Origin of the sequence: Hydrogenimonas cancrithermarum (assembly GCF_030296055.1) — a bacterium.
Taxonomy (GTDB): domain Bacteria; phylum Campylobacterota; class Campylobacteria; order Campylobacterales; family Hydrogenimonadaceae; genus Hydrogenimonas; species Hydrogenimonas cancrithermarum.
In genome coordinates this window covers 1,169,800-1,188,685 of the sequence record NZ_AP027370.1, presented here as the reverse complement: position 1 = coordinate 1,188,685, position 18,886 = coordinate 1,169,800, and the positions used below count along the sequence as shown (strand labels likewise).

The 18,886-nt window shown below is 53.9% G+C and carries 19 protein-coding genes; 15 read left to right on the top strand and 4 right to left on the bottom strand.

The genetic code is table 11. The annotated features are described in order from the left end of the window. The first annotated feature begins 67 nt into the window (after positions 1-67). Genes tig through QUD54_RS06050 form a run of 8 tightly spaced genes read left to right on the top strand, consistent with a single transcriptional unit; the run spans position 68 to position 7,845 of the window. Positions 68-1,402 carry a trigger factor gene (gene tig, locus QUD54_RS06085; protein ID WP_286335941.1) on the top strand — a complete coding sequence of 445 codons (1,335 nt, stop codon included), beginning with the start codon at positions 68-70 and terminating at the stop codon, positions 1,400-1,402. Beyond that, positions 1,399-1,986, top strand: a complete 588-nt coding sequence (clpP, locus tag QUD54_RS06080) for an ATP-dependent Clp endopeptidase proteolytic subunit ClpP (RefSeq protein WP_286335940.1) — start codon at positions 1,399-1,401, stop codon at positions 1,984-1,986. Before tig ends, clpP begins: the two co-directional genes overlap by 4 nt. Before the next feature lie 6 nt (positions 1,987-1,992). Continuing rightward, positions 1,993-2,997, top strand: coding sequence for a diguanylate cyclase (locus QUD54_RS06075; RefSeq protein ID WP_286335939.1), 1,005 nt, complete (start codon positions 1,993-1,995; stop codon positions 2,995-2,997). A gap of 3 nt (positions 2,998-3,000) precedes the next feature. Then, entirely contained in the window at positions 3,001-3,528 is a 528-nt protein-coding gene (def, locus tag QUD54_RS06070; protein WP_286335938.1) for a peptide deformylase, read from the top strand. Between the two features lies 1 nt (position 3,529). Then, on the top strand, positions 3,530-5,038 hold the full coding sequence (locus QUD54_RS06065; protein ID WP_286335937.1) for a YifB family Mg chelatase-like AAA ATPase: 1,509 nt from the start codon (positions 3,530-3,532) through the stop codon (positions 5,036-5,038). A gap of 4 nt (positions 5,039-5,042) precedes the next feature. After that, complete coding sequence (locus QUD54_RS06060) at positions 5,043-5,684, top strand: N-acetylmuramoyl-L-alanine amidase (RefSeq protein WP_286335936.1); 642 nt, start codon at positions 5,043-5,045, stop codon at positions 5,682-5,684. Continuing rightward, the gene (locus QUD54_RS06055) at positions 5,681-6,814 is read left to right on the top strand and encodes a DUF819 family protein (protein WP_286335935.1); all 1,134 of its coding nucleotides are present in this window, start codon (positions 5,681-5,683) and stop codon (positions 6,812-6,814) included. The genes QUD54_RS06060 and QUD54_RS06055 overlap by 4 nt, the downstream gene beginning before the upstream one ends. Continuing rightward, on the top strand, positions 6,811-7,845 hold the full coding sequence (locus QUD54_RS06050; RefSeq protein WP_286335934.1) for a dipeptide epimerase: 1,035 nt from the start codon (positions 6,811-6,813) through the stop codon (positions 7,843-7,845). The genes QUD54_RS06055 and QUD54_RS06050 overlap by 4 nt, the downstream gene beginning before the upstream one ends. Here the strand turns inward: QUD54_RS06050 and QUD54_RS06045 are convergent. Further along, on the bottom strand, positions 7,842-8,924 hold the full coding sequence (locus QUD54_RS06045) for a YeiH family protein (protein WP_286335933.1): 1,083 nt from the start codon (positions 8,922-8,924) through the stop codon (positions 7,842-7,844). The two genes, QUD54_RS06050 and QUD54_RS06045, sit on opposite strands and share 4 nt — an antisense overlap. Positions 8,925-9,096: 172 nt before the next feature. On the opposite strand from QUD54_RS06045, the gene QUD54_RS06040 reads away from it, so the two are divergent. After that, complete coding sequence (locus QUD54_RS06040; protein WP_286335932.1) at positions 9,097-9,999, top strand: LysR family transcriptional regulator; 903 nt, start codon at positions 9,097-9,099, stop codon at positions 9,997-9,999. 36 nt (positions 10,000-10,035) lie between these two features. On the opposite strand, the gene mobA is transcribed toward QUD54_RS06040, so the two are convergent. From mobA to QUD54_RS06025, 3 genes are all read right to left on the bottom strand, one after another. After that, a complete protein-coding gene (gene mobA / locus QUD54_RS06035) occupies positions 10,036-10,617 on the bottom strand; it encodes a molybdenum cofactor guanylyltransferase MobA (RefSeq protein ID WP_286335931.1) in 582 nt (193 codons plus the stop codon). Then, positions 10,617-11,882, bottom strand: a complete 1,266-nt coding sequence (leuC, locus tag QUD54_RS06030; RefSeq protein WP_286335930.1) for a 3-isopropylmalate dehydratase large subunit — start codon at positions 11,880-11,882, stop codon at positions 10,617-10,619. Before leuC ends, mobA begins: the two co-directional genes overlap by 1 nt. A 69-nt stretch (positions 11,883-11,951) precedes the next feature. Continuing rightward, the gene (locus QUD54_RS06025) at positions 11,952-13,532 is read right to left on the bottom strand and encodes a methyl-accepting chemotaxis protein (protein ID WP_286335929.1); all 1,581 of its coding nucleotides are present in this window, start codon (positions 13,530-13,532) and stop codon (positions 11,952-11,954) included. A 102-nt stretch (positions 13,533-13,634) separates the two neighbouring features. On the opposite strand from QUD54_RS06025, the gene QUD54_RS06020 reads away from it, so the two are divergent. The 6 genes from QUD54_RS06020 to tsaD all read left to right on the top strand — a co-directional run bounded on the left by QUD54_RS06020 (position 13,635) and on the right by tsaD (position 18,759). Then, a complete protein-coding gene (locus tag QUD54_RS06020) occupies positions 13,635-14,960 on the top strand; it encodes an NFACT RNA binding domain-containing protein (RefSeq protein ID WP_286335928.1) in 1,326 nt (441 codons plus the stop codon). Positions 14,961-14,972: 12 nt separating this feature from the next. Then, positions 14,973-15,299: a hypothetical protein gene (locus QUD54_RS06015; RefSeq protein ID WP_286335927.1), complete on the top strand. Its 327-nt coding sequence runs from the start codon at positions 14,973-14,975 to the stop codon at positions 15,297-15,299. Between the two features lie 73 nt (positions 15,300-15,372). Continuing rightward, positions 15,373-16,140, top strand: coding sequence for a phosphatidate cytidylyltransferase (locus QUD54_RS06010; RefSeq protein WP_286335926.1), 768 nt, complete (start codon positions 15,373-15,375; stop codon positions 16,138-16,140). After that, positions 16,141-17,211: a 1-deoxy-D-xylulose-5-phosphate reductoisomerase gene (gene dxr / locus QUD54_RS06005; protein ID WP_286335925.1), complete on the top strand. Its 1,071-nt coding sequence runs from the start codon at positions 16,141-16,143 to the stop codon at positions 17,209-17,211. Beyond that, a complete protein-coding gene (locus tag QUD54_RS06000; RefSeq protein WP_286335924.1) occupies positions 17,198-17,770 on the top strand; it encodes an RBBP9/YdeN family alpha/beta hydrolase in 573 nt (190 codons plus the stop codon). Before dxr ends, QUD54_RS06000 begins: the two co-directional genes overlap by 14 nt. Then, positions 17,767-18,759, top strand: coding sequence for a tRNA (adenosine(37)-N6)-threonylcarbamoyltransferase complex transferase subunit TsaD (gene tsaD, locus QUD54_RS05995; RefSeq protein WP_286335923.1), 993 nt, complete (start codon positions 17,767-17,769; stop codon positions 18,757-18,759). The genes QUD54_RS06000 and tsaD overlap by 4 nt, the downstream gene beginning before the upstream one ends. Positions 18,760-18,886 lie beyond the last annotated feature (127 nt).

Sequence of the window (18,886 nt, the reverse complement as noted above, 5' to 3'; positions counted from 1 at the left end):
ATTGTAGACTTATGAAGCCACTTTTGGGTAAAATAATGCATTAATTTTTTCGAAGGAATGTGAATTTATGGAAGTGACTGCCAAAAAAACCGACAGTGCCAATGTAAGTGTCGAAGCGAAAATCGCCAAAACCGACATCGATAAGAAAGTTGAGAAGATCGCCAAGCAGGCGGCGAAACAGATGAAGATCGACGGGTTCCGTCCGGGAAAAGCGCCGGTATCGGTCGTCAAAAAACGTCTCGGTGACCGCCTGGTTCAGGATGCTGAAGCCGAAGCGCTTCGCGAAGTGCTCAACACAGCTTCCAAAGAGCTGGAACTCGATGCCGAAAAGATCATCGGAGAGCCTGCTGTGACGAAATTCGACCGTGGCGAAGAGTTCATCGAAGTGGAACTGAAACTGAGCCTCCGCCCCGAGATCGAGATCGGCGATATCAGTGACATCATCCCGGAAGTCAAAACGCCGCGCGTGACTAAAAAAGAGGTCGAAGAGCGTATCAAAGAGCTTGCCGAAGCGCAGGCGCCTTTTGAATCTGTCGAAGAGGATCGTGGCCTTCAGGAGGGCGACCTGGCAGTCTTTGATTTCGAAGGGTTCTTGAACGGCGAACCGTTCGAAGGTGGCAAAGCCGAAGATTTCGAGCTTCGTATCGGTAGTGGACAGTTCATTCCGGGCTTCGAAGAGCAGATGATGGGGATGAAGAAGGGCGAAGAGAAGACGATCAAAGTCACCTTTCCCGAAGATTACCGCAACAAGGAGCTTGCCGGCAAAGAGGTCGAGTTCAAGATCAAGCTGAAGGAGATCAAAGCCAAGAAGCCGGTCGAAATCGACGACGAACTGGCGAAAAAACTGCTGGGCGATGAAAACGGAACGCTCGAAAAGCTCGAAAAAGAGGTGAAAGAGCAGATCCGAAGTGAAAAATTGAGCAAACTCTACAACGAGGAGCTGAAGCCGCAACTGGTCGAGGCGCTGGTCGAGCAGTTCGAGTTCGACCTGCCCGAGAGCGTCGTCGAGCAGGAGATCGAGATGGCGCTGCGCAACAAGGTCCAACAGATGAGCGAAGAGGAGCTGGGCGAGCTTCGTGAAAACGAGGAGAAGGTCAAAGCGCTTCGCGACGAACTTCGCGGCGATGCGGCCAAAAGTGTCAAAGCGACCTTTATCGTCGACGCTCTTGCCAAAAAAGAGGGGATCGAAGTGAACGATCAGGAGATGATGCAGACGATCTACTACGAAGCGATGAGCATGGGGCAGGATCCGCAGCAGACTTTCGAATACTATCAGAAACAGAACCTTTTGCCGGCGATCAAGATGGCGATGATCGAAGACAGACTGTTGACCAAACTGCTCAACGACAAAAACGACAAAAGTGAAAACAAAGAAGAGACTACCGAAAAAGAAGAAGCATGAGTTACGTTCCATTCGTCATTGAAAAGAGCGGACGCGGAGAGCGCTCGTACGACATCTATTCACGGCTTCTGAAAGACCGCATCATAATGTTGAGCGGTCCGATCGACGATGCTGTCGCATCTTCGATCGTGGCGCAGATGCTTTTTCTGGAAGCGGAAGATCCCGACAAAGATATCTACCTTTATATCAACTCTCCGGGCGGTGTGATCACAAGCGGATTCAGTGTCTACGATACGATGAACTACATCAAGCCTGACATCGTTACAATCTGCATCGGGCAGGCGGCGTCGATGGGCGCGTTTCTGCTTACGTGCGGCGCACCCGGCAAGCGCTATGCCTTGCCGAGTTCGCGTATTATGATCCATCAGCCGCTCGGCGGTGCACAGGGGCAGGCGACCGACATCGAGATTCAGGCGAGGGAGATTCTGCGCCTGAAGAAGTATCTCAACAAAATCATGTCCGAGCGTACCGGAAAGACAGTCCGTACCATCGAAAAAGATACGGAACGCGACTTCTTCATGAGTGCCGAAGAGGCCAAAGAGTACGGTCTGATCGACGAAGTACTGACGCGCAGTTTCAAGTAGGCGAAGATGGAGCGGGGCGGAAGATATCGCGTACGGAACCTTGGCGAGCCGACCAATGAACTCGAAACCTATGCGAAAGAGGTTCTCGAAGCGATGATCCGCGAAGGCGTTCCGCCCACGCCTTCCAACTTCGATGCCTATTTCGACAAACTCCTCGATGACAAGCCCGCTGCGTTTCGTAAACGTATTCTGAAGCTTCTCGAGCTTGAAGACGGCGGGGAAGACGACCATCAGGGCGTGCTTGAGCAGTATCTCAAAGATGCGTTTGTCAATGTCAAAAAGTTCCTTCAGCATATCAACCTTCTTTATAAAAATCTTCGCCATCTCGAAACCGTGATTGAAAAGCGCCAGTTCGAAGCCGAAGCGATTGCAGACAAAAGTGCAATGGCGACGCTTCTGGACGCGATGAAAAAAGATCTTAACACGATGACGAAGATCATAAAAAAAGAGGCGGGGGAGCTGAAAGAGACCTACGAAGCAACGAGCGAACTCGTTTCGGAGGTTCAAGAACATGCCATTCATGAAGAGAAGTATGGGGTCTATAAAAAGCACTATCTGCTCAAAAAGATCCATCAGGAAGAGAAGCTAATCCAGGAGTTCCGGCATGATAGTACGCTTATGATGGTACGTGCCAGCGACAAAGTTTTACGCGAAGTGGGTAGCCCGAAGGTTCAGCATCTCGTCCTTCGTACCGTAGCGAGGCTGTTGCTGAAAACTTCACGCAGAAGCGATCTCGTTGCCCATTACGAGGGTGGAATTTTCGCGATTCTCATGCGCCACACATCGTTACAGAATGCCAAACAGGCAGCCGACAGACTCAAAGACCTTGTCGGTAATACCAACTTTTTTGTAGGAGATCAGGAGATCATGCTCGATGTCGATATCGGAATCGCGCGGATCGACATAGACCGCTCGAGCGAGCAGACGATCGTCTGTGCACTCGACGGACTTGACATTGCGAAAAAAACCGAAGAATCGTGTGGCATCTGCCCGCAGGATGTGGAGATTTAACAAATGATACGACCGATAGTCGTCTACCCCGACAAACGGCTGAAGCAGCAGAGCAAACCGGTGATGGCGTTCGACGAGACGCTGCATACGTTGCTCGACGATATGAACGAAACGATGATGGCTAGCAACGGTATCGGCTTGGCCGCCATCCAGGTGGGCGTGCCGCTGCGCGCCCTTTTGATCAACCTTCCGGATGAGGAGGGAAACCAGTACCCCGAAAACCTGATCGAGGTGATCAATCCGGTGATTCTCGAGAAGAAGGGTTTCACTACCTATACGGAAGGGTGTCTGAGCGTGCCGGAGTACTACGACGATGTCGAGCGTGCCGAGTGGGTCAAGGTGGAGTTTTACGACCGCCATGGCGAACGCCGGGAGATCGAAACCGACGGGCTGCTTGCCATCGCCTTTCAGCACGAGATGGACCACCTCGACGGGCACCTCTTTATCGAAAAGCTCTCTTTCCTCAAGCGCAAGAAGTTCGAGAAAGAGTGGAAAAAGAAGCTGAAAGAGCTGAAAGAGAAAAAGAAGTAGCGTGAAGCAGCTGCTTTCCGCGACGCTTGACGGCATCGATGCCAAGCCCGTCGACGTTGAAGCGACCTTTACGAAAGGGCTGCCGGCATTCGGCATCGTCGGATTGGCCAGTTCTTCTATACAGGAGGCGAAAGAGAGGGTCAAGGCTGCACTTCTGACCAACGGTTTTTCGTTTCCTCCGCTCAAAATCACCGTGAACCTGAGTCCTTCCGACCTTCAGAAAACGGGCAGCCATATGGACTTGGCCATCGCCCTTGTCATCGCGCTTCAAAACGATCCGACAGAGCTGGACAACCTCTATGTTTTTGGCGAGCTCGGGCTCGACGGCAGGCTCAAAGATACCCGCTCCATTTTTCCCATCCTGCTTTCTCTTAAAAATCAAAACCTCGTCACCAAGGCCATGGTGCCTGTGGAATCGCTTGAAAAACTCTCGCTCATTCCAGGCATTACCTATATCGGTGTCGAGACGCTTTCGGAGGCGGTTGCCGTCTGCAAAAATGAACAGGCCCCCAAAGAGGTGAAAGCGACACCCATCGAGGGGGACTCGGTCGAAATCGGCCCCGAGAGGTTTCACTTTCTGCGAGAGTACCCGGAAGATTTTCACGACGTGAAAGGACAGGAGGTGGCCAAGCGGGCTGCACTGATCGCTGCGGCGGGGATGCACAATATGCTGATGGAGGGGAGCCCGGGCTGCGGAAAGAGTATGATCGCCAAACGCCTGTGTCATATTTTACCGCCGATGTCGCTCGATGAGATTCTGCAGGCGAACCAGTATGCGCTGCTGGGAGACGAAGAGCCCACATTCAAGCCGCTGCGCCCGTTCCGTTCCCCGCACCACTCGGCGAGCAAACCGAGTGTCTTCGGAGGAGGATCGAGCCAGGCGCGTATCGGGGAGGTTGCCCTCGCAAACGGTGGCATCCTCTTTTTCGACGAATTTCCCCACTTCTCCAAAACCGTTCTCGAAGCGCTTCGCGAACCGCTGCAGGATCACAGGGTGCTCATTTCGCGCGTCAACAGTAAAGTGGCGTATACGACCCGTTTCATGTTTGTCGCGGCACAGAATCCCTGTCCCTGCGGCAATCTGCTCAGCTCCGTGCAACCCTGCCGCTGCAGCGATATCGAGATCAAACGCTATAAACAGCGCCTCTCCGACCCGCTGCTCGATCGGATCGAAATCTACGTCCAGATGCAGGAGAGTGGCCCGGACGACCGGCCTTCGGTCGATTCCGCATCGATGCACCAAAAGGTGATCGACACCTTCTGTCGGCAGATGGAGCGGGGGCAGCGGCGTCTTAACGGCAAGCTGGAGGAGCGGGAGATCGAGAGCTTCTGCCGTCTCGAGGGTGAAGCGGAAGCGGTTTTGCACAAAGCGGTCCACAGTTTCGGCCTGAGCCACCGCGGCGTGGCCAACGTAAAGAAGGTGGCGCGCACCATCGCCGATCTGGAGAGAAGCGATTCCATTGAAAAGGCGCATCTTCTGGAGGCGCTGAGTTTCAGAAGAAGAGGGTAGCGTATTGAGGTTCCCGCTGCTTTGGCTTCTTTGTCTTGTCTCGCTGTTTGCGCTCGATATCGTCGACAAACCCATCGCATTCGGTCCGGAACGCGTCGCGCTCACCAAAGCCTATATGAAAACCCATTACGGCATTCAAATGGGAGAGATCGGGATCATCCCTAAAATCATCGTCATCCATTATACGGCGACGGAGGATTTGGAGGGAGCCTATCGCTGTTTCGTCGACGAAAGATTGTCCGGGGGCCGAGGCGACATCGCCGGAGCTTCGTCACTCAACGTTTCGGCCCATTTCCTTGTCGATCGCAACGGGGCCGTCTACAAGTTGATGGATGAGACGACGATGGCGCGCCATGTCATTGGTCTCAACCACTGCAGTATCGGCATCGAAAATGTCGGAGGCGTTCACGGTCCCGGCGATCTGACGCCGGCGCAGCTGAAGGCGAATATCGAGCTGGTGCGTTATCTGATGAAAAAATACCCGACCATCGAGTATCTGATCGGGCACCATGAGTATCGCCGTTTCGAAGGGCACCCGCTCTGGCGTGAGAAAGATGCGGGGTACCGTACACGCAAGAGCGATCCGGGAAACGATTTCATGCGAGCCCTTCGCCGCCATTTTCCATCACTCAAACCGGCCCCATGATCGCCTCGCCGCTCTTCTATCTCGTCTCTATCGCCTCGATCGCCGCCGTTTTCGGCATTGCCGAACGCTTCGATCGTACCCGGCGTTACTTTACCTACCTGCCTGCCATCGTTTTGATCTACATGGCGGCGATGGTTGCGGCGCAGACGGGACTTTGGGAACGCAACGAAGCGATCGGCGCCGTCTACAAAACCGCCAAAAACAACCTTTTGCCGGCAATGCTCTTTCTGATGCTTCTGCACGTCGACCTGCGCCGTTTTCTGAAACTCGGCCGGCCGCTGCTCATTGCCTACGTCGCTGCGACACTCTCCATTGGCATCGCGTTTTTCCTCGTCTTTTGGAGTTTTGGATTTGGCCGGGATGAGGCGGGTCTTTTCGGTGCACTATGCGGCAGCTGGATGGGCGGTACAGCCAACATGCTCGCCGTCGGAAGTGCTCTGAATGTCAACGAAACGATGATGGGCTATACCCTCGTCGTCGATGCCGTAGACTATACCTTTTGGGTGATGCTGCTGCTTTCTCTCGTGCGTATCGCCCCGCTTTTTGCACGCTGGAGTGGCGCGGTGGAGAGTTCGGTTGTGCTCTCCGATCTCGGATGCGCCTGTACGATCGGCCCCAAACGCTACTGGCTGCTGCTGGGCACCGCCTTCGCCGTCGCCATCGTTTCGCAGTTCGTCGGCATGCATCTCGGAGGTTTGGGCACGACGACATGGACGGTACTCGTCGCCACCTTCGCCGGACTCGTTGGTGCCTATACACCGCTTTCACGTATCAACGGCTCGAACGAGCTGGCCTCCACGATGCTCCTTCTTCTGGTCGCCCTGATCGGTTCGCGTGCCGATTTTGCCGACTTTGGTGCAGTGCCGCGCTACATCGCTGCCGGCGCTGCCATTCTCGCGCTGCATGCACTTATGATGGCCATCGTGGCCAAAAAGTTCAAGCTCGATCTCTTCAGTATTGCCGTCGCTTCGCTCGCCAACATCGGTGGTGTCGCTTCGGCTCCCATTCTCGCCGGCGCCTATAATCGTGCACTCATCGGTATCGCCGTGCTGATGGCGATAATGGGGTATCTCATCGGTACCTTCGGCGGTCTGTTGGTCGGCTATACGCTGCGGTGGATCGCATCGTGACGATTACGGATATCGTCTTTTCAACCGTTGAAATACCGCTCAAGACGCCTTTCGTCACGGCGTTGCGGCGTGTTGAAAATGTCGAAGCGGTCCGTGTGACGCTAAGCACGGACGGCGGTCTGCAGGGTATCGGCGAGGCGCCGCCCACCGAAGTGATTACGGGGGAAAATCTTCAATCGATCCGATCGACCATCGAGGCGAAGATCGCGCCGAATATGCTGCACAAACCTTTCGAAACGATGGAAGAGGTGCAAAAGATCCTTCATACAAGCTGCAAAGGCGCAACCAGTGCCAAAGCAGCCGTCGACATCGCACTTTACGATCTCTTTTGCAAGCAGACGTGCCAGCCGCTCTACCGATTCCTCGGTGGTGAAAACCGTTCCGTCGAAACCGACGTCACGATCAGCCTGAACGATCCCGGTACGATGGCTGCCGATGCAAGGATAGCTCTCGCCGAGGGCTTCGACATTCTCAAAGTCAAAGTGGGCGGCAGGGACGGTCGGGACATCGCACGACTTGAAGGTGTCAGGAGGGCCGTACCCGATGCCCTGCTTCTCGTCGATGCCAACCAGGCATGGAGCGAAACCGAAGCGCTGAAGATGATCGGTGCTGTCTCGGATCTTGGCATCGAGCTGATCGAACAACCTCTGCCGGCCGAAAATCTCGAGGGGATGCAGGCCGTCACCGCGCAAAGCCCCATCCCCATTCTCGCCGACGAGTCGGTCTTCACCCTCGAAGATGCCAAACGGGTTATCGGAACGAAAGCGGCCGAGATGATCAACATCAAACTGATGAAGTGCGGCGGCATTTACAAGGCACGGGAAATAGTGGAGTGGTGTGAAGCGAGGGGTGTGAAGTGCATGATGGGCTCGATGCTCGAAAGCCCCGCCTCGATCAAGGCGGCGCTTCAATTGGCGATGGCGTATCCTGAAACGATACGCTATGCGGATCTGGACAGTCCGCTGCTTTATGAAAGCATCCCGCAGGGGAGCGGGATGGCGTTCAAGGGAAACGAAATCTTTTTATCCTAAAAGACCGCCACGACCCACTTCGTGATGAAGTAGCCGCCGATGACGAGCCAGGCGAACATGGCGCTGGCGGCGTAGAGAGGTGCGAGGCCAAGCCCTTTGAATTTGGCGAAGCGGGTACCCATTCCGAGTGCCGTCATCGCCATCGTGAGGAGGAAGGTATCGATGGCGTTGATGTTGGCGATGGTGCTTTGGATCGTCTGTGCCATACTTTCGGATGCGCCGCTTTCGACATATCCCTGGATCAGTGAGTTGACGCCTGCCATTCCGATGAAGTAGACGGCGAACCAGGGTATGACCAGTTTGACACCGCCAGCTTCAGTACCCGTTTTCTTCGCAGTATAGGAGAGGTAGATGCCCAATAGTATCAGCATCGGGGCGATCATGATGACACGGGTCATCTTGACGATGACGGCGGCTTTGGCCATTTCGGTATCGGGGCCGTCGATGGAACCGACGGCGACGACCTGCGCCACCTCATGAATGGTGCCACCGGCGTAAATACCAAACTCCTGCGGTGTCATATGAAAGATACCTGCTTTCAGGAGTGCCGGGTAGAGGAACATCGCGATCGTACCGAAAAGTACGACCATAGAGACGGCGACGGCGGCTTTGTGCTCTTCGGCTTTCAGTACGGGTTCGGTCGCGAGAACGGCGGCAGCACCGCAGACAGAGGCACCCGATGCGGTCAGCATCGCCGTGTCGCGGTCGAGTTTGAAGATTTTGTGGCCGAGCCATGTTCCCATGATGAAGGTGGTCGAGAGCATGATGAGCGAAACCATGAACCCTTCGATACCCACTTCGGCGATCTGCTGGAAGGTGATCCTGAACCCATAGAAAACGATTGCGAAGCGAAGAATCTTCTTGGCTGAAAAGACGATACCCGTCTCCCATGCCGCGGGGAAATGGTTGTGGAGTGTGTTGGCGTAGAAGATACCGATGACGATACCGACGACAAGCGGGGAGATGCCGAGTTTCTGTACCGGCCCGAGACCTGCGATGTAGGTTGCGGAGGCTGCGACGAGTGCGACGAAAATGATGCCGCTGATGGTACCTTTTCTTTTTTCGGGTGAAAATGCCATGTCGATCCTTTCAGTCTGTTGGAGGTGTTATTTATCAGGATTACTGTTGGAATTATTGGACTGAGATAAGTATCACTCATTATTATAGTATAAAAATACTTATAAACAAAATAAACAAAATATGATACAATAATAAAAAAATTTGACATTAGTGAGAGAACGGATAAGAAAAATGAAAGCAACACTGCGCCAAATGGAGATTTTTCTCGAGGTGGCTCATACCGGCCATCTGACCAAAGTAGCCGAAAAGATGGGGCTCAGTCAGTCGGCGGTGTCGATGTCGATCAAGGAGCTCGAAAATATCATCGGGTACAAACTTTTCGACCGCATCAACAAGAAACTCGCGCTCAATGAAAAGGGAAGGGCCTTCGCGGAGGCGATCGCGCCGCTTGTCAGCAAGCTCAACGATATCGAGGAGGAGTTCAAAAACGACGAAAATAACGGTGAGCTGCTGATCGGGGTGAGTACGACAATCGCCGATTACCTGATCCCTCCGATCATCTGCGACTATATGAAGAGCTATCCGCGGGTGAAAGTGAATCTGAAAATCGGCAATACCAGAAATATCGTGGAGATGATCGAAAACGGTGCCATCGACTTGGGATTCGTCGAAGGGAATGTCGATTCGACCTCGATCAAACAGGAGGTTGTGGGGCTCGACGAACTGATCGTCGTGACGGGAGACAGAGAGCTCGCCTCGAATGAGGAGGGGTATTATATCGACAAACTTCTGGACAAACGGTGGATCCTTCGGGAGGAGGGATCCGGAACGCGGGAAGTCTTTTTGACCCATCTTGGCGACATGGCGACACAGCTCAACCTCTTTTTGGAGCTCGGGCACCCGGAATCGATCAAAAATATGCTGATCCAGAGTGGCAAATGTCTCACCTGTCTGCCGCGTATCAGTGTGATGAAAGAGCTCGAACGCGAAGATCTCTTCGAGGTGAAGATCAAAAAACTGAGGTTCGAACGGCAGTTTCTTCTGATTTACCATAAAGACAAATACAAAACTTCTCTACTCAACAAGTTTATCTACTTTACGCGAATGCAGCTGGGCAAGATATTGGAGCGCTGACAGCGCTCCCTCGCTCCATATATATTTCCATCACGGTTATCGGGATTTTTTCAGGGCCGTTCTGTATTCTTCCGGGTAGTTTAGGTTGAAGAACGGTTCGTCCGTTTGGAAATTGACGAAGAGTGTATTCGAGAGTTTCAGCAGATAGCCTAGCCGATGCTGGTTGTTCGCGACCATCTCTTCGAGTCTGGGTAACATCTTTCTCGTGTAGATGCCACACATCGGGTGGATGCCATTGGGGCTCTTGGCGATGATGGCATCGGCCTCCTCTTTTTCATACGCTTCGACAAGCTTTTTTATAACGGATTCGTCTACGAAGGGGGTGTCGACGCCAAGGGCGAAGAAAGCATCCTCTTCGAGTGTTTTGAATACGGCGATGAGCCCGGAGGTCGGGGCATGGGTCTGGCGCATTTTGCTATCGAATACAAGTGTTGCTTTGAAGGGAAATTTATCGGTTTTCGTGCTGATGCAGGTATGCTTGAAAAGAGGTGAAACGCGTCGGTATTGATACTCGGCGAGTGTAGCGTAACCGCCGAAGGGGAGCAGTGCCTTGTCCTCCCCCATGCGCGAACTCCTGCCGCCGGCGAAGATGACGCAGGGGAGAGGGATCCGGGGCATTAGATATCGCGTGGGTCGACGATTTTTCCCGCAATCGCGCTGGCGGCTGCGACGGCGGAGTTGGCGAGGTAGATCTCACTGCTTCGCGCGCCCATGCGGCCGACGAAGTTGCGGTTGGTCGTGGAGATGCAGCGCTCATTGTCGCCGAGGATTCCCATGTAGCCCCCCAGGCATGCGCCGCAGGTGGGGTTGGAAACGACGGCGCCTGCATCGATCAGTGTGTCGATGTAGCCCGCTTTCTCGGCTGCTTTGAGAATCTTTTGGGTTGCGGGCGTGACGATCATGCGGGTATGGCGTGCGACACGCTTGCCTCTGACGATTTCCGCCGCGATTTTGATGTCACCGAGGCGCCCGTTGGTGCAGCTTCCGATAAAGACCTGGTCGATCTTCAGATCGTCCGCGACGGCCTGGCTGATCGGCTTGCCGTTGCTCGGCAGGTGCGGGTAGGCGATGACGGGTTCGAGCTTGCTGACATCGATCTCGATCGTCTGGCAGTATTTGGCATCGGGGTCGGAGTAGTGGAACTTCGGCTCGCGCGCCAGTGGTTTGTCGGCAAGAAACGCTTTTGTAACCTCGTCCACAGCGATGATACCGCTCTTCGCACCCGCTTCGATCGCCATGTTGCAGAGGCTGAAGCGGTCGTCCATGCTGAGGTATTCGATGGTGTCGCCGGTAAACTCGAGCGCCTTGTAGAGCGCGCCGTCGACACCGATCATGCGGATCAGCTCCAGGATCAGGTCTTTGCCATAGATGTGCTCGCCCGGTTTTCCGGTGAAAACGACCTTGATCGTCTCGGGCACTTTGAACCAGTTGCCGCCCGTGATCATCGCGAAGGCCAGGTCGGTCGATCCCATCCCGGTCGAGAAAGCGCCGAGTGCGCCGTGGGTGCAGGTGTGGCTGTCGGCACCGATGATGACGTCACCTGGTACGACAAGCCCCTTTTCAGGCAGCAGCGCATGCTCGATCCCCATATCCTTCTCGTCGAAAAAGTGTTTGAGGTCATGCTTGTAGGCGAATTCGCGGCTGATCTTCGCCTGGTTGGCGCTGGCGATATCCTTGGCCGGAATGAAGTGGTCCATGACGATCGAGAAGCCGTCGGGATTGGCCAGTTTCGTCGCGCCGCTCTCTTCGAACGCACGGATCGAGATCGGCGTCGTGATGTCGTTGCCGATCACCATGTCGATGTCGCAGCGAACGATCTCGCCCGCTTTGACGTCGCGTCCGATATGCTCGCTGAAAATCTTTTCGGTAATGGTCTGTCCCATGAAAATCCTTCTGGAAGGCGCAACGCGCCATTAGAGTAAACTGGCGCGATTATAGCAAAAAGGGGCTGATTAACTTTTAAAGGTATCCAACAGGGTTTGCAGCTCTTTTGCCTGGGCCTCCAGCTCTTGCCCGATACGGCGCATCTGTTCCGCCTCTTCGCTATTGGCGGACGAGAGCGAATCGATCCGATCGATGCTCTGCAGAATCTTCTCTATCTTTTCTACGATCGTCCGGGTACTTTCGAAGTTGGTGTCGCTCATTTTAGCTGTTTCGTCGAGTTTTCCGTAGAAAGCTTCGATGGTCGTTTTGGCATTGCCGCTTTGCTGGAGCAGCGCTTCGATATTCGCGGCATTCCTGCCCATCAGTGTTCCCGCATCTGCGATCGATTGCGTGACGACCGTGATCGTGGCGTTGATTTCACTCAGACTCTTTTGGGTCCGTTCGGCCAGTTTTCGGACTTCGTCGGCTACGACGGCAAAGCCGCGTCCGTGTTCCCCCGCCCGAGCCGCTTCGATCGCGGCGTTGAGTGCCAGAAGATTGGTCTGGTCGGCGATTTCGTATATCATCTGCAACACTTCGGTGATCGACCCCGCCTGGTCCTTGAGGTGGGCAAACTGAACCGTCAGATCCGATTCGATGTGGGCCGTTTCGCTGATACGGTTGTTGATGCGGTCGATCGATTCGGTTACCAGATGCATCTCGCCCGCGATGGTGTCGATCCGCTCTTTGGTCTCTCTGCTGAGATGCAACGATGCATCCACGGTTCGGCGGATCTCGTCGGCCAGATGCTGTGTCTGTGCCGTCGCTTCGGAGGTCTCCTGGGCACTTTTCGTCACCGCATCGATCTTCTTGCCGAGCATGGCGATCTTTTCGATCGTCGCCAGGCCGCTGCGTTTTGCCTGTCTGACAAGCTGCTGGATCTTCTCGATGAACTGGTTGACGTAGCGGCCGGCCAGTCCGATCTCGTCGTCGCTTTTGATCGGAAGGCGTTTGGTCAGGTCGCCTTCACCTTCGGCCAGGTCTTTGGCGACGTCGTCGAGCTCCCGGATAGGGCCAAGAATACTCATTCCCGTGATGTAGTTGAGCAGTGTCAGCAGTGCGACCATCCCGATCCCGAGAATACTGAACCACAGCATGAAGCTTTTTTGAATATTTTCGAAATAGTCCGCTTTGTTGACACCCGGGACGATCCAGAGTCTCCACGGAGCGATATATCGATAGGCGACGATCTTCTCCTGGCCCGTGGCGGCGGAGGTGTACTCGAGGAAACCGCCTCTTCTGTCTTGGCGGATTTTGTCGACATAGTCGTGGCCGGCGAAGTTTTTCCCCTCTTTTTTCGGATGTACGACGAACGTCCCCTTTTCGTCCATCAGATAGACATAGCCGCTCTTTCCGATTTTAATGTCGTAGATATGTTTTTTGAAGGCAGGGTCGAGGTACCCTTTCGGATCTCTTTCGGCGATGTAGAGCGTCTCCTGCTGCAGGGCGTCCGCAACGGAACCGATGTCGGTTTTCATGATCGTATCGACATCTTTGACGGCGAGAGAGTATGCTACAATGATACTGATAAAGATGGCGATGACCGACAGAACAAGATTCGCGATGAATTTGGCGCGGATCGTTTTAAAAAGTGCGAGAGTCGTTTTCATATGTTTTGTTCTTCCTGTAAAGGGGGATTCTATACGTCACTATAATCGGTGAATATAAGAAATTATAAATAGGCCAGAGAGAAAAAATCAAGCGAAGAGCGTATGAAATTTTATGAATTGAAAGCCATAGCGACATATTTGAACGGTTTTGGGCAGATACGATCTGCCGAACGCATCGACGACAATGTCATCCGGCTGGTTTTCAAGAGAGAAGATGCTGTCGGATTCGACCTTTCGCGTGGCCGCAGCGAAATTTTTGCGGCGAGAGTGAATGCGGCTGTTCGAAGTTACCATGCGCCGTTCGACACGATGCTCAAAAAGCGTTTCAACGGTGCGAAGATCATTCGGGTCGATATGCCGCAGGATGATAAGATCATTCGTATCGAAGCCTCTTTGCAAGGAGCCTACAAGGCGCAAAAAAGCTTTTTGCAACTCGAGTTCACCGGCCGTCATACGAATGCGATCATTCTGGATGAAAACGGGGTGGTTCTCGAAGCGCTGCGTCATGTCGACAGCGATGCAAGCTACCGGATCGTCAAGCCAGGGGTGGAGCTCAAGCCGCTGGTGCCCTACCGTGGCAAGCGTGCAGAAGGTGAGATCGTGGAGGTTGAAGCATGGCTCGAAGAGCGTGCAAGAGTGCGAAGCGAACGGCGTCTCGTTCAGCTCAAAGCGCGCCATGCCCAGACCCTCGAAAAAAAGATCGAACGTCTCGAGAAGGCGTTGCAGCACCTTCCCGACAAAGCGGAACTGGAGAACAGGGCGCAGATGTATGCGATGTACGCTTCGATCGTGCTGGCGCACCTTCATGAGATCAAGCCATACGATACAGAGCTGCGGACCGAAGATTTCGAAGGAAACCCTGTGGCGATCGAGCTTCCGGCGCTTCCGAATCCAAAGCGGATAGGGGAGCACTTTTACGCCCTTTCGAAACGGGCGGCCAACAAGGCGGCACATCTGCATATCGAAGAGGAGAATCTCAAAAGCCGTATCGCCTTCTACCGGAGGCTTTTGGAGAACCTGCAGCGGGCGCGGAACGAAGGGGAGATTTCGCTGCTCTTTCCACCGAAACAGCAACGGAAAAAACGGCAGGCCAAAGCACAGTGCGAAATCTTCTGGATCGATTCGTTTCGCGTTATGGTCGGGCGCAACGAGCGTGAGAACGAGTGGGTCCTGAAAAACGCCAAAGCCGGCGACATCTGGCTCCATCTCAAAGACCGTCCCTCTTCGCACTGCATTGTCCAAAGCGGCGGACGAAAGCAGGTGCCCAAAGAGGTGATCGAGAAGGCGGCCAAAATCTGTGTCGAGACAAGCGTCACTCAACCAGGCAGCTATCTGGTCGATGTTACCAATAGGCGCAATGTGAAAATCGTCAAAGGTGCGCATGTCAATTATGTCAACTACGATACGATAAAGGTCCAAAAAGAGTAAGAAGGATACCCGATGGCCATCTCTCCGCTTACCAACATCATCTTCGTCAACCAGAACATGCATGTCGCGGCATCGGTGCAGAATATGCAGTTCAACCGGTACGACATGCAGAATGTCGCGGCGCAGGCGATGGTCAACGAAAAAGAGAAAACGATCGAGGAGACCCGCCAGGCCGAAGAACTGCATAACATCGACCCAGAGCGTGAACATACGCGTCAGGAAGCCGAAGCGCAGGAACGCGAACGGGAAAAAGCCGCGAAGAAAAAACCCAAAACCCATAAAGACAAAGGTTTCACGATCGACGAGGATGGAAACCCGCATCTCGATATTCACGTTTGACTGCCATAGGGTGCGTAACGTCGGTTTAACCTTTTATCCGATATACTAAAAGCATATTGAAAAAGGGTGCTTTATGGGTCTTTTCTCCATCGTTTCCGAAAACAAAACACGCTTTCTGACAGGGGCCGTGCTTGTCGCGGTCGTCGTTTCGATCGGTTTGATCGACAACTTTTTCCTGATATGGCTCTTTTTGGGCATCGTCTATCTCTTCTCCTTTTACGAGGCGATGCGTCTCTTCGGTGTAGAGAGTGACAATCAGATGTACGCCTATGCCGTGGCGATATGGCTTCTGGCGCTCATCTACCCCAATCCCGACGACCTCTTTTTTCTTATCGCCGTCATTTTCGCTTCGCTGCTGGCCTATACCAGGGAGTTCGACAAGAAACTCTTTTTGCCCTTTCTCTATCCGACGGCGTCGTTTCTCTTTCTGCTGGCTCTCTACCACGATTTCGGCGTCGGATCGCTCTTTTGGCTTCTCGTGGTCGTGGCGCTAACCGATATCGGCGCCTACTTTACCGGTAAGCTGGCCGGCCGTCGCCCTTTCTGTCCCACGTCCCCCAACAAGACGATCGAAGGGGTGGTCGGCGGTGTGCTGATCGCCACTTTCGCGGGCTTTTTCGCAGGCAGTGTGCTTGTCGACTGGCCACAGGCGCTGCTTATTTCGCTTGGCGTTTCGGTGGCGTCGATTTTCGGCGACCTTTTCGAAAGCTACCTCAAGCGGGAGGCCGGTGTCAAAGACAGCGGCGACCTTTTGCCGGGCCATGGCGGTGCGCTCGATCGTGTCGACGGCTATCTTTTTGGCGGTATTGTGATGGTGTTGCTGCTGAGGGGGCTCATCTAAGTGGTACTGTTGGGTTCGACCGGTTCCATCGGGGTCAATACACTGGCGGTGGCGGAGCGGTTCAACATCCGTGTCGAAGTTTTGGTCGCCGGCAACAACATCGCACTGCTCAAAGAGCAGATTGTGAAATTTCAGCCCTGTTTCGTCTCGGTTGCGACCAAAGAGTTGGCCGAACAGATCGACCATCCCAGAGTTTTCTGGGGTGAAGAGGGGATCGTAAAGGCGATCCGCAACAGCAGTTCGTCCATCGTCGTCAATGCACTGGTCGGTTTCCTGGGCCTTCGTCCGACGATCGTCGCGATCGAAGAGGGCAAGACGGTGGCACTGGCCAACAAAGAGTCGTTGGTGGCGGCGGGAGCTTTTATCGATCCCAAACATCTGCGCCCCATCGACAGCGAGCACTTCGGTCTTTGGTACCTGCTGAATGGCCGAATACCCAAAAAGATGACGATTACCGCCAGTGGCGGCGCCTTCCGTGATTGGCCGATCGAAAAAATCGAGCATGCGACACTCGAAAACGCCCTGAAACATCCTAACTGGAGTATGGGGGCGAAGATTACGATCGACAGCGCCACGATGACCAACAAACTCTTCGAGCTCCTCGAGGCACGCTGGTTGTATGGCTGCGAAAACGTCGATGCGATCATCGAGCCCAAATCGGTCATTCATGCCCTCGTCGAATTTGCCGACGGTGCGACGACGGCGCAGATGGCCCATCCGGACATGAAATTGCCGATCGCCTACGCCCTGATGCAGGAGGTGAACGTTCCGGTGCTCGAACCGGTCGATCTGCTCAGGGTCGGTTCGCTGGAGTTTCGCGAAATCATCCCCGACCGCTACCCGATCTGGGCCATCAAAGAGGATTTGCTGAAACACCCCAAACGGGGTGTCGTCGTCAATGCCGCCAATGAAGCGGCGATCACGAAATTTGTGGAGGGGAGGATCGCTTTCGGCGATTTGCCTAGGCTTACGATTGCTGCGTATGAACACTTCAGCGGTGTCGACCCGCAGAGTATCGATGAGGTTTTCGAAATCGACCGTGAAGTGAGGAGATGGTGTGAAACGCGATAAGAGACTGCTTCTGCATGGTTGGGGCGGCAGCGACTATCCGCACTGGCAGGCGTGGCTGGCCGGTGAACTGGCCAAAGCGTACGGCACTGTCAGTTTTCCGCTTATTCAGCATCCCCATTTTCCACACCTGAACCGCTGGAAAAAAGAGGTTAAGGCGTATTTGGCGGATTTCAGGCCGCATACCGTCATCTGCCACTCGCTCGCCAACACCCTCTGGTTTCACCTCTGCAACGAAGGCGAGATCGAACCGGTCGAAAAGCTGATTCTCGTCGCACCGCCCAGGCTCGACTGCGAAATCGAGACGATCAAGAGTTTCTTTCCGGTCGAAGCCCCGAAAAACCTTTTCGCCAAAAGCGCCACGCTCGTCGTCTCGACGAACGATCCCTATATGCCTCTCGAAGAGGCGTGGAGGTTACAGGAGGCGTTGGGCATTCCCATGAAGGTGATCGAAAACGCCGGCCATATCAATGCCGAAAGCGGCTACGGGGAGTGGCCATGGATTCTGGAGTATCTACAAACGGGCATGATATGCTCCGAGGAAGAAGGTGTAAATAGATGATTTTAAGCATCGAAAGCAGCTGCGACGACAGTTCGATCGCCGTGACCGATATCGTTACGAAAGAGATTCTCTTTCACCGGAAAATTTCCCAAGAGGCGGAACACGCCAAATATGGTGGTGTCGTACCGGAGCTTGCGAGTCGATTGCATGCGGTCGATCTGCCGAAACTTCTGGAGGAGGCGAAACCCTATCTCGACGACCTCAAAGCGGTGGCCGTCACCAACGCCCCGGGCCTGTCGGTGACACTGCTCGAAGGGGTGGCGATGGCACAGGCACTCAGCATTGCCAAGGGACTGCCGATCATCCCGATCAACCATCTCAAGGCGCATATCTACTCGCTTTTCATCGAAAAAGAGGCGATCTTCCCGATGCTGGTGCTGCTCATTTCGGGTGGCCATACGATGGTGCTCGATGTCGAAAGCTTCGATGAGATCACGGTGGTCGCGACGACGATGGACGATAGCTTCGGAGAGAGTTTCGATAAAGTGGCGAAGATGATGGGATTGGGATACCCCGGCGGTCCGGTCATCGAAAAGCTGGCACAAAAGGGTGACCCCGACCGATTCCCAATGCCGATTCCCTTGCAGCACTCGCCAAAAATCGCCTTCAGCTACTCCGGTATCAAAAACGCCGTCAGGCTTGTCGTCGAAGCGAACCAGCCTCTCGACGAACAGACCAAAGCCGACATCGCCGCCAGTTTCCAGAAAGCGGCGATTGCCCATCTGATGCAGAAAACGAAGAAGATATTTGCAACGCTGAAGCCGAAAGATTTCGCCATCGTCGGTGGGGCGAGTGCCAACATGGCCGTTCGTGAAGCGTTCGCCAACCTCTGTGCGAGGTTTGACTGCAACCTGCATCTTGCCGACTTGCAGTACTGCTCCGACAATGCCGCGATGGTAGGGCGCTGCGCGATCGATGCCTACTATATGGAGCGTTTTTCCGACGCGCTGACGATCGAGGTTTCGCCAAGAACGGATAATATTTCTTAATTCTCTAAAAGTTTACAGAATTCTTAAAACTAAGTTTTTTTAATTAAGAGTATTTTTATCCTATTCATGTACAATACCATCAACCGCATGCAAATGCGAATCAAACATGTTAATCAAAACATTATAA